At 46.6% G+C, this 9,304-nt stretch carries 6 protein-coding genes, 4 tRNA genes, 1 rRNA gene and 1 pseudogene; 11 read left to right on the top strand and 1 reads right to left on the bottom strand.

Annotated features, from left to right (window positions below; genetic code table 11):
- From IJ369_RS07930 to IJ369_RS07885, 10 genes are all read left to right on the top strand, one after another.
- Positions 1-153: ribosomal RNA gene (locus IJ369_RS07930) — 23S ribosomal RNA — on the top strand; the annotation flags it as partial.
- Positions 154-256: 103 nt separating this feature from the next.
- A tRNA-Asn gene (locus tag IJ369_RS07925) sits at positions 257-328 on the top strand.
- Between the two features lie 44 nt (positions 329-372).
- Positions 373-444: transfer RNA gene (locus IJ369_RS07920), tRNA-Glu, on the top strand.
- 3 nt (positions 445-447) lie between these two features.
- Positions 448-518: transfer RNA gene (locus tag IJ369_RS07915), tRNA-Cys, on the top strand.
- 193 nt (positions 519-711) lie between these two features.
- A tRNA-Cys gene (locus tag IJ369_RS07910) sits at positions 712-782 on the top strand.
- 155 nt (positions 783-937) lie between these two features.
- Positions 938-1,216, top strand: coding sequence for an autorepressor SdpR family transcription factor (locus IJ369_RS07905; RefSeq protein ID WP_290717899.1), 279 nt, complete (start codon positions 938-940; stop codon positions 1,214-1,216).
- Positions 1,206-1,859: an SdpI family protein gene (locus IJ369_RS07900; RefSeq protein WP_290717897.1), complete on the top strand. Its 654-nt coding sequence runs from the start codon at positions 1,206-1,208 to the stop codon at positions 1,857-1,859. The genes IJ369_RS07905 and IJ369_RS07900 overlap by 11 nt, the downstream gene beginning before the upstream one ends.
- Before the next feature lie 204 nt (positions 1,860-2,063).
- Positions 2,064-3,701 (top strand): putative manganese-dependent inorganic diphosphatase, encoded by a 1,638-nt coding sequence (locus tag IJ369_RS07895; RefSeq protein WP_290717895.1) that lies wholly within the window; start codon positions 2,064-2,066, stop codon positions 3,699-3,701.
- A gap of 19 nt (positions 3,702-3,720) precedes the next feature.
- Positions 3,721-4,485, top strand: a complete 765-nt coding sequence (gene truA, locus IJ369_RS07890) for a tRNA pseudouridine(38-40) synthase TruA (RefSeq protein WP_290717893.1) — start codon at positions 3,721-3,723, stop codon at positions 4,483-4,485.
- Entirely contained in the window at positions 4,482-6,068 is a 1,587-nt protein-coding gene (locus tag IJ369_RS07885) for an NAD(P)/FAD-dependent oxidoreductase (protein ID WP_290717891.1), read from the top strand. Before truA ends, IJ369_RS07885 begins: the two co-directional genes overlap by 4 nt.
- A 32-nt stretch (positions 6,069-6,100) precedes the next feature.
- Here the strand turns inward: IJ369_RS07885 and IJ369_RS07880 are convergent, their stop codons facing one another.
- A complete protein-coding gene (locus tag IJ369_RS07880; protein ID WP_290717889.1) occupies positions 6,101-6,973 on the bottom strand; it encodes a hypothetical protein in 873 nt (290 codons plus the stop codon).
- 443 nt (positions 6,974-7,416) lie between these two features.
- Here IJ369_RS07880 and glmS point away from each other — a divergent pair.
- A pseudogene (glmS, locus tag IJ369_RS07875) lies at positions 7,417-9,237 on the top strand (glutamine--fructose-6-phosphate transaminase (isomerizing)); the annotation flags it as partial.
- Positions 9,238-9,304 lie beyond the last annotated feature (67 nt).

The following is a 9,304-nucleotide window of genomic DNA, read 5'->3' as shown; positions in this document are numbered from 1 at the left end:
TGAAGGCATCTAAGCGTGAAGCCGCCCTCAAGATAAGATTTCCCATTCTTTATGAAGTAAGATCCCTTGAAGATAACGAGGTTGATAGGTTGGAGGTGTAAGCACGGTAACGTGTTCAGCTGACCAATACTAATAGATCGAGGGCTTGACCAAAGCAATTTGGAAACGACAAAAAGTTGTTGACAAAGTAAATGATTGATGATACTATATGCAAGTAACTTGTGTTCAGTTTTGAAGGTGCAGGTGCAAATAATAATCCTCAATAGCTCAATGGCAGAGCATCCGGCTGTTAACCGGAGGGTTGCAGGTTCGAGTCCCGCTTGAGGAGTTTTAGCTTAAATGCTTCGGAGCTTGTAAACAAGCTCCAGATATGGTCTGTTGGTCAAGGGGTTAAGACACCGCCCTTTCACGGCGGTAACGCGGGTTCGAATCCCGCACAGATCATATGGCGCCATAGCCAAGTGGTAAGGCAAAGGTCTGCAACACCTCTATCCCCGGTTCAAATCCGGGTGGCGCCTCTAGTCCTGATCGGAAGATCAGGACTTTTTCTTTTCGAAAGACGGGGAGAAAGCCGCCATCAGAGGGCGGGAACGTACTGCCCGAACCATCAAAGAATCGTCAAGAGCGATTTCTGTTGGAAAAAAGAATAGAAAAAGGATTGACGAAACCTGAAAACGAGAGTATACTAAATATATCGAAATAATCGTATATGGTGCCATAGCCAAGTGGTAAGGCAAAGGTCTGCAACACCTCTATCCCCGGTTCAAATCCGGGTGGCACCTCTAAGTCCTGATCGAAAGATCAGGACTTTTTGTTTTTAGTTAAGAAAAAAGTGGAAAATATTACATTTAGATAAGTATCAAAATATTGTTGACGAAGAGAATAAGATATGATATCATTTAGACAAACATCTAAATGATGGGAAGGGGGGAGGAGCATGGGATTGCAGGAAACACTAGAAGCCATCAGCGACCCAAGTCGCAGAGAAATTTTGGGAATCTTAAAGGATGGCCAGAAGACCGCAGGGGAAATTGGTACACATTTTGACGCGACTGGAGCGACTATTTCCCATCATTTATCCATATTGAAACAGGCGGGGCTAATTTCTGATGAGAAAAAAGGAAAATATATTTACTATGAGTTGAATATGTCCGTGTTCGAGGAGATTTTAAGCTGGATCACAGGGCTGAAAGGGGAAATGAAAGATGAAAATTAGGAAGATATTAATTGCGACATTGGCAGTTGTGCCTCTTTTGATGGTGCTGGCTGTTTATAGCAAATTACCCGGTCAGGTTCCCCTGCATTGGGGCATTGACGGAAACGTTGACCGTTATGGTGATAAAAGTGAATTGTTCCTGATGGCAGGAATGAATATTTTTATTGGGGTTTTGTTATTCGTTTTGCCTAAAATCGACCCTAAGCGCAGAAATTACCATAGATTTCAGGAAACCTATGAATGGATGATTCTGTGGATCCTGGGATTTATGACTATCATCATGGGGCTGACTTTAGCGGAAACTATGCAGCCGGGCAGATTTGATGTTGGGAAGGCGGTTTGCTTTATGGTGGGTATCCTATTTATTTCCCTTGGCAATATGCTGCCAAAGATAAAAAGAAACTTTTTTACAGGCGTGAAAACACCTTGGGCATTGAGCAACGATACAGTCTGGAACAAAACTCACCGTCTGGGCGGTAAATGCTTTGTTTTAGGGGGTATCCTGATGCTGGTCAGTGCGGTTCTGGGTTCCGGGAAAGTCATGTTTGTGATGACTATGGCAGTAACAGGTGTCATTGTTGTTGTGCCGATGGTGATGAGCTATGTTTGGTATCAGAAAGAATTAAAAGATGCAGAGGAATAAAAAGAGAAATACCTCGGCCCAAAGGGCAGAGGTATTTTTGCTGTACGATGTATACAAAACATTGGCTGAAATGAGCAAGTTCACGAAAATACTTTTATGCCTTTCTTTCTTTGATTTTATGAGATATACTAAAATTGAGATGATATTGGCATCCGAGATGCCGATGGAATGAAAGTAGATATTTCGACAAGGGGGAAACAAGAAATGTTGAAAGAAAATAAAACATTCATCATCGGGCACAAAAATCCCGATACAGACTCTATCTGTTCCGCGATCGCATACGCTGCGCTGAAAAATAAAATGGACGACGGCTGCGAATATGTGGCAAAAAGAGCCGGTGAAGTAAATAATGAAACAAAATATGTACTGAACTTTTTCGGCGTGGAAACACCTGAATATATTGCCCATGTAGGCACACAGGTAAAGGACGTAAACATCAAACCTACGCCTGTTTTGACGGAGGACATTTCCATCAAAAACGCATGGAATACCATGAGAGACCTGCAGGAATCCACCATGCCTGTTGTGAATGACGGCAAACTGGAAGGTATTATTTCTGTCAAGGATATTGCTACAGCTAATATGGATATTTATGAAACACGTATTCTGGCAATGTCCCGTACAAAATATACAAACGTACTGGATGCCATCGATGGTACGATGATCGTAGGCGATCCCGAAGAAGAAATCACAACGGGCAAGATTTTGATCGGTGCAGCAAACCCCGATCTGCTGGAAAACTATGTAGAGGACGGCGATATGCTGCTGACAGGGAACCGTTTTGAAAACCAGCTTTGCGGCATCGAAATGAATGCAGGCTGCATCATCGTTTGTACTGGTGCGCCTATTTCCAAAACCATTCAGAAACTGGCGAGGGAAAACAACTGTAAAGTCATCAGCACACCCCATGATACATTCATGGTAGCGAGACTGATTTCTCAGTCTGCGCCTGTGCGTTACTTTATGAGAAAAGATAATCTGATCGCATTCAGCAGCGAAGATTTTATTACAGATATCAGAGAAACGCTGGCCAAGATCCGCCACAGAGATTTCCCTGTTCTGGACAGAGAAGGCAACTACTGTGGTATGCTCTCCAGACGCTCCCTGCTGGGGATGGATAACAAGAAGATCATCATGGTGGATCATAATGAAAAATCTCAGGCAGTAGACGGTATTGATGAAGCGGAAATTCTGGAGATCATCGACCACCACAGACTGGGCAGCCTGGAAACAACGATGCCCGTATATTTCCGCAATCAGCCTGTAGGCTGTACAGGTACGATCATTTATGATCTGTATCAGGAAAGCAATGTGGAAGTGGATGCGAAGATCGCAGGTCTGCTTTGCTCTGCCATCCTGTCTGATACACTGATGTTCCGTTCTCCTACTTGCACAGCGAAGGACAAAAAGGCAGCGGAGGAACTGGCAGCCATTGCAGGTATCGAAATTCAGGATCATGCGGAAAAAATGTTCCGCGCCGGCAGCAGCCTGGCAGATAAAACACCTGAAGAAATTTTCTATCAGGATTTCAAGAAATTCAGCGGCCATGGCAAAAACTTTGGCGCAGGCCAGATTTCTTCCATGGACAGAGGCGAACTGGAACAGCTGCGTCCTAAAATTGCGGCTTACATGGAAGGCGCAGTCAAAGAAGGCGAAATGCTGTTCTTCCTGCTGACCAATATTCTGACAGAATCTTCCCATCTGGTATTTGCAGGGGAAGGTGCGAAGGAACTGGCAGAAACTGCTTTTGGTCCTGCGGAAGATAACTGGGTATATGTGCCTGGTATGGTTTCCAGAAAGAAACAGTTTGTGCCTAACGTGCTGAATGCGCTGCAGCAGTAAAAAATAAGAGGGGAACCCCATGAAAAACTATAAGATCGTCCTGGCCTATGACGGCACAAGATACAACGGCTGGCAGAAACAGGGCAATACAGACAACACCATACAGGAAAAACTGGAACGCATCCTGAAGGATATTTGCGGGCAGGAAACGGAGGTTTTTGGTTCTGGCAGAACGGATGCAGGCACCCACGCCACAGGGCAGGTCATCAATTTCCATATGAACTGGACGGGTACAGCGAAAGAATTGCTGGATACTTTCAATGCAAAGCTGCCAGAGGATATTGCGGGGCTTTCCATTGAAGAAATGCAGCCTAGATTCCACAGCAGACTGAGCGCCAAAGCGAAGCATTATTCCTACAGCATCTGGAAGGGGAAACGTTCTCCTGTTTTCGAGAGAAAATATGTGTTCAGATGTGAGGATGACCTGAATATCGAAGCCATGGAACAGGCGGCGTCTGCTTTTATCGGTGAACATGATTTCAAAAGTTTCTGCGCCAATAAGCGCATGAAGAAATCTACGGTGCGTATCATTTACGATATCGTCTTCGAAGAAACAGAAGACAAACTGACACTGCATTTTTACGGCAATGGCTTCCTCTACCAGATGGTGCGAATCCTGACAGGTACCCTTATCGAGGTGGGGGAAGGAAAAAGAAAAGCCGACGAAATGGCGGCCATTCTGCAGGCAGAAAGCAGAGAGGCGGCAGGCTTTACAGCTCCTAGCCGTGGTCTGTTCCTGCGGGAAGTATTTTATGAAGAATGGGAAGGCAGGGAAGAAAAATGATTCGAGTTTCTGAACTGAAACTGCCTATCGAAGGCAACCAGAAGGCCTTGGAAAAGAAACTGGCGAAGGCTTTGCGCGTGCCCGTGGAGGATATCAAGGCCTACCGCATTTTCAAGCGTTCTTTGGATGCCAGAAAAAAAGACAACATCCATTATGCCTACGTGGTGGATGTGGAAGTGAAAAATGAAAAGAAGATTTTAGAAAAATCTAAGGATAAAAATATTTCCAAAACGCCTGATTTAGAGTATCGCATGATGCAAGGGGATAAAATGCCCGAAAAACGTCCTGTGGTGGTCGGTTTTGGCCCTGCGGGGATGTTTGCAGCTCTGCTGCTGGCGGAAATGGGCCTGAACCCTATCGTTCTGGAACGGGGCGGCGATGTGGACAGCCGCAAGGAAGCCGTTGACCTTTTTTGGAATACGGGCAAGCTGGATACGGAAAACAATGTGCAGTTTGGTGAAGGTGGGGCTGGTACTTTTTCTGATGGCAAGCTGACTACCCGCATCAAAGACCCCAGATGCCGCAAGGTGTTGGAGGAAATGGTGGATGCCGGTGCGCCGGAAGAAATACTGTATGATGCAAAACCCCATATCGGTACAGACCTGCTTCGCGGCGTGGTGAAAAATATCCGTGAAAAAATCAAAGCACTGGGCGGGGAAGTCCGTTTCTTTGCCAAAGTAACTGGCTTTGAATGGGAAAATAATAAAGTAAAGGCTGTTTTGCTGAAAGATGGCGAAAGAATCGAAACAGACGATGTGGTTCTTGCCTTGGGGCATAGTGCCAGAGACACTTTTGAACTGCTTCATGCAGAGGAATTTGCATTGGAACAGAAGCCCTTTGCCATGGGTGTCCGTATCGAACATCCCCAGAAGATGGTGGACGAAGTGCAGTATGGTGAGGCGGCCCATAAGCTGCCTGCGGCGGATTATCGTCTGACTTACACCACATCCAAAGGTCGCGGCGTATATACTTTCTGCATGTGCCCCGGCGGCTACGTTGTTGCGGCGGCATCCGAAGAAGGCCGGCTGGCAGTCAATGGTATGAGCGAGCATGCCCGTGATGGCAAAAATGCAAACTCTGCGCTGCTGGTGCAGGTATTCCCCGAGGATTTCGGCAGCGACCATCCTCTGGCAGGGATGCATTTCCAGAGGATGTTGGAAGAAAAGGCGTTCCAGTCTGGCGGCAGTGATTATACTGCTCCTGTGCAGAGAGTCGGCACTTTCCTGAAAACAGGAGTGGCAGAGAAAAATGAAGTGGAAGCGACCTATCGCCCCGATGTTAAGGAAAGCGATATGGACGAGATTTTCCCTGCATTTATGACGGAAGCCTTGCGGGAAGCTCTGCCTGCCATGGGCAGAAAGCTGAAGGGTTTCGATAGAGAAGATGCCCTGTTGACGGCAGTAGAAAGCCGCAGTTCTTCTCCCATTCGCATCCTGCGAAATGAAACAGCCATGAGCCTGAACAAAGAGGGCATTTACCCTGCAGGGGAAGGCGCAGGCTATGCCGGCGGTATCGTTTCTGCGGCGGTGGATGGCATTTATGTTGCGGAGAAGATCGCTGAGAAATATGGTTGGACAAAATAAAAAGAGCCCAAAGGGCTCTTTTTTTGTTGCGTTTATTCTGCTGTTACGATTTTTGCTGCGCCTGTCTGGGCATCAGTGATGTATCCGATGGTGATGCCGTCGCCTTCCTTCAGAGAGGACAGGATGGCACCTGCTGTGGAGTTTGCATCAAACTGGAACGCCTGGATACTGCCATCGGGCAGGGTCAGTTCAGCAGTATGGGAATCGGATAGACCGTTGAAAACTGCCGTGATAGTTTCATCGGGAGCAACACTGCTGCTTTCGCTGTTTGTACCATCCATACCGTCTTCCTTCACCAGTGTCATGGAAGATACACTGCAGAGATACAGAGGATTTTCGATCTCTTCAGAGAAAGTATTTTTTGTCAGGGTAACATCAAACTGAGCAATGAGGGTTTCTTCTTCGTCGATGCCCCAAAGCTCAGCCACCAGAGCATAGCCTTCTTCTGTTTCTGCTACGTTGGTCAGGCGCATTTCGGATGCGCCAATATCACCGCGGGACAGGAAGTAAGCGTTTTCATCGGGATCGAAGGAAACATTGCCCTTCATAATGGAAGGAAGATCCATCAGGCCATCATATTCGCTGAACAATGCGATGGCATGCTCTTCCATAACCGCTGTAGGAACTTTCAGCTGATAGGAATCAGGAACTTCTTCCACATCCTCATGCTCCAGGCCATAAGCCCCTGCAAAGTAGTAGAGGGCAGTCCAGAAGAAATCGGGATTTTCGGGATCATATTCCATATCGTTTTCCAGCATGCATCTTGCCAGAGCATCAATGGGGGCCTCCATGGAAGCGACAGCTTCTTCTGCAGAAGGAGAAGCGGGTGTTTCCTCTTTGCCGCCGCAGGCAGCCAGGCCCAGAGCCATGGTACAGGCCAGGAAAAGTGCAAGTAATTTTTTCATTTTATAGTCCTCCTTTTTAGGTCAGATTCTTTTTTTATAAGGATCTCTTCTATACTACAAGTATAACGCATCTTTTTGAATAATCCATAACAAAAATCTTTCAAAATTATAAAGATTAGGTCTTTTTTCGTACACAAAGACAATGGAAGGCCGCATAAAATGGGAAAAAGACTTTACCCAAGGTTAAAAAGATGATATAATATCATGTCGAATTATGTTCGAACGGCTTCCGATAGGCCATTACGAAGGAAAGGAAGGAAAAAGCAATTTTAAGCGCCAGAGCCGCAGATCGGGCGGCTGACGAGGCAGGAGTTTATCGAAGTTTTCGGCGGATGCTCCTCGCCCTTTCGTTCAGGGACGCAGGCCTTTTTACAAAACGGAGCGGTCAACGCTCCCGACAAAAGAAAGGCAACGGACGAATAAATAAATTGGAGGTAAAAATTATGTGCGGAATCGTAGGATATATTGGGAACGATCAGGCCATCCCCGTGCTTTTGAACGGCCTGTCCAAACTGGAATACCGCGGGTATGACTCTGCGGGTATTTCCGTATATGATGATGGTATCCGTACCATCAAGGTAAAAGGCAGACTGGCTGGCCTGGCAGAAAAACTGAAAAAAGAAGAACAGAAATCTTCTCACATCGGCATCGGCCATACACGCTGGGCGACCCATGGCGAACCCAGTGAAACAAACAGCCATCCCCACAACAGCCAGAATGGTAAGATTTCCGTGGTACACAATGGTATCATCGAAAACTATCTGGAACTGAAGGAAATGCTGAAAGGCGAAGGCTATCACTTCAAATCTGAAACAGATACAGAAGTGGTGGCGCATTTGTATGAATATCTGTATGACGGCGATATGATCTCCACAACAAGAAAGCTGCTGGAAAAGATCCGCGGTGCATACGCCCTGGGCATCATGTGCAGCGACCACCCCGACACACTGGTGGCAGTGCGTCAGGGAAGCCCTCTGCTGGTTGGTTTGAGCGAAGGGGAGAACTATATCGCTTCTGATATTCCCGCTCTGCTGGAATACACAAGAGATTATTATCTGTTGGATGAAAAAGAGATCGCTGTACTGAAAAACGATGGCGTAAAGCTGTTTGATACAGAAGGTAATGAAATCAAAAAAGAAATTTACCATGTAACATGGGACATCGCTGCAGCGGAAAAAGGCGGCTATGACTACTTCATGATGAAGGAGATCATGGAGCAGCCCGAAGTGCTGAAGAAAACGATCCAGCCTCGCCTGACAGAAACAGGCATCAAGCTGGATGAGATTTCTCTGACAGAAGAAGAGATCAGAAACTGCGGTAGAGTTCACATCGTAGCTTGCGGTACTGCAATGCATGCCGGCATCGTTGGCAGATATGTGATGGAAGAAGTAGCCCGTATCCCTGTGGAAGTAGATATTGCTTCCGAATTCAGATATAGAAACCCTATCCTGAACAAAGGTGAACTTTGCATCATCATCAGCCAGAGCGGCGAAACAGCAGATACACTGGCAGCTCTGAGAGAAGCGAAGAGACAGGGACTGAAGGTTATTTCTATCGTAAACGTAGTAGGCAGCTCTATTGCCAGAGAAAGTGATGATGTGATCTATACATGGGCCGGCCCCGAAATCGCCGTTGCTTCTACAAAAGGCTATACAACGCAGGTATCTGTGCTGTATCTGATCGCGCTGCACTTTGCAAAAGTACGCGGCACAATGACAGAGGAAGCATACAAAGCAGCAGTTGCAGAACTGCATGAACTGCCTGAACGTGCGGCAGAAGTGCTGAAGGTGGATGCGAGAATGGCAGAGATCGCGAAGAACTGTGCGAAATGCGAAAATGCTTTCATCATCGGCCGTGGTCTGGATTATGCCGTAGCGATGGAAGCTTCCCTGAAGCTGAAGGAGATCTCCTATATCCACAGTGAGGCTTATGCTGCAGGCGAATTGAAGCATGGCACGATCTCTCTGATCGAAGATGGTACACTGGTGGTTGCCATCGCAACACAGGAAAGCCTGCTGGAAAAAACAGTCAGCAATGTGAAGGAAGTAAAGGCAAGAGGTGCGAAGGTTTTGGCCATTGCGACAGAAGGCAACACTGCCATCGAAGATGTGGCGGATGAAGTGGTTTACCTGCCCAAATGCAATAGCCTGTTCACAAGCTCCTACAGTGTGCTGCCTATGCAGCTGTTTGCGTACTACGTTGCTGTAGAACGCGGCTGTGACGTTGATAAGCCCAGAAACCTGGCAAAATCTGTTACAGTTGAGTATATGAATATTGAAAAAATGAAGAGGGCATTACGCCCTCTTTTTTGTTTTCGATATAGTAACTTTT

The organism is Anaerotignum sp. (genome assembly GCF_017483025.1).
Taxonomy (GTDB): Bacteria; Bacillota; Clostridia; order Lachnospirales; family Anaerotignaceae; genus Anaerotignum_A.
The sequence above is the reverse complement of the archived record's forward strand: the minus strand, read 5'-3'. Positions and strand labels throughout refer to the sequence as shown.

Coding starts and splice junctions, on each gene's coding strand:
- truA (WP_290717893.1), top strand. CDS start 3,721: ATGAAAAACTATAAGATCGTCCTGGCCTATGACGGCACAAGATACAAC.
- IJ369_RS07880 (WP_290717889.1), bottom strand. CDS start 6,973: ATGAAAAAATTACTTGCACTTTTCCTGGCCTGTACCATGGCTCTGGGC.
- IJ369_RS07900 (WP_290717897.1), top strand. CDS start 1,206: ATGAAAATTAGGAAGATATTAATTGCGACATTGGCAGTTGTGCCTCTT.
- IJ369_RS07885 (WP_290717891.1), top strand. CDS start 4,482: ATGATTCGAGTTTCTGAACTGAAACTGCCTATCGAAGGCAACCAGAAG.
- IJ369_RS07905 (WP_290717899.1), top strand. CDS start 938: ATGGGATTGCAGGAAACACTAGAAGCCATCAGCGACCCAAGTCGCAGA.
- IJ369_RS07895 (WP_290717895.1), top strand. CDS start 2,064: ATGTTGAAAGAAAATAAAACATTCATCATCGGGCACAAAAATCCCGAT.